The organism is Xenorhabdus mauleonii (genome assembly GCF_900113945.1).
Taxonomy (GTDB): Bacteria; Pseudomonadota; Gammaproteobacteria; order Enterobacterales; family Enterobacteriaceae; genus Xenorhabdus; species Xenorhabdus mauleonii.
This window is the reverse complement of the sequence record NZ_FORG01000092.1, coordinates 1-1,452: the sequence shown is the minus strand read 5'-3', so window position 1 is coordinate 1,452 and position 1,452 is coordinate 1. Positions and strand designations below refer to the sequence as shown.

At 47.1% G+C, this 1,452-nt stretch carries 1 protein-coding gene; it reads right to left on the bottom strand.

Features of this window, described 5'->3' with window-relative positions; genetic code table 11:
• Nucleotides 1–1,452 (bottom strand): toprim domain-containing protein (locus tag BM100_RS22400; protein WP_175495010.1); only part of this gene is annotated, 1,452 nt, incomplete at both ends.

Sequence of the window (1,452 nt, the reverse complement as noted above, 5' to 3'; positions counted from 1 at the left end):
AATATCACTCGCCGCCGTGCAATGCCACCGTTACGTTCGGTAAAACTCATGGGTTCGTTATTGGTGGCTAATACCACGGCTTTGATGATGGTAGAAAATTGCTTCTCGTATTTCCCGTCAACTTCAATCAGGTCGCCGCCTGTAATGGCCTTAATACCCGCACCTTCACCGACATATTTAACCTGATCGGGCAGCGTAATTAAGCTTTTTCCGGCAAATTGATAACGGCCTCTGGCTTCATCCAGTGCTCTCATATTGCCACTGGCGGTATTATGTTCTCCTGCCAGTAAGGTAGCGATATACGTAAACACGCTTTTACCGCTGCCACCCTCACCCGTCACTTCAATAAATAGCTGCCAGTCATAACGGTTTGCCAGAATCATAAACAAGGCAGCTTTGATACGATTCATCTTGTTTTCATTCTGACCCGCTGCATGGGATAACCAGCGATAAAAGTCAGGAGCATGATCCGGCAAATTTTCACCGACAGCAGGCAGCGTGAATGAAATGCCGTTATGATTCATTAGCCAGTGTTCCGGCTGGTGTGGGATAAATTGTTGTGTCGATAACGCATACACGCCATTACTAAACCCGATTAAATCCGACTGTTGTTCGCCAATGACTGGAATTTGTAATTTCATGGCGCAGATAGCGTTATTGATCCCGTTTGGGCTGTACGGGGTATCGTGCTGGTCGAAGATTGCCACCATTGCACGACGCAGCTCGTTATCTGACAGAGTTACCCATGTTGTGCCATCATAGTGATAAACTGCCTCACTTTCAGAATGTACCGCGATTTTTTTGTAATGCTCAACCAATAATGCCCCGCGCTGACTGGCTGCCATTTGTGCCAGATTGTTAGTGGCCTTTTTGAGCTTAGTTTCGTGGATCACTACCGCTTCTGCTTCCATGAGTTTTTTCTCTCCGACCTGATATAATCCGTTACTGAATGCCGGCTTTGCTGTCTCGATGCCGTAGCGCTGACGATAATCGTCCCAGTCGGCTTTATATTCCGTTGGCGGTAACGTTACCCAACCATTGATAGCATTAGCCGCCTTCTCAGCGGCAATTTTCCCCACGTTCTTTTTAAGCTTGCCGTTTTTGTCCCGTTCGCCTTGTGAGTGCCAATCATTATCAGCCGCAAGGATAATTTTCGATTCAGGCCACTGCTTTCTGACCAATTCGGCAACATTCAGTAAATTACTTTCATCAATCGCAGCCAGCACCACACCATTATGTAACTGGCTGATAGTCAGCGCTGTCGCGTAACCTTCTGTAATGATGATGGTGTCAGGCGCTCCGGTAATTTCAGATACCGGAATAACACTCCCTTTCTTCCTCGTACCGGAAACAAGGCGTTTATCACTGTTCGGCTTAATGATTTGTGCGCCGGAAATAGTGCCATCTAATGTCTGAGTCACCAGTAATAGAGAGCCATCTTGCAGTAGCCGC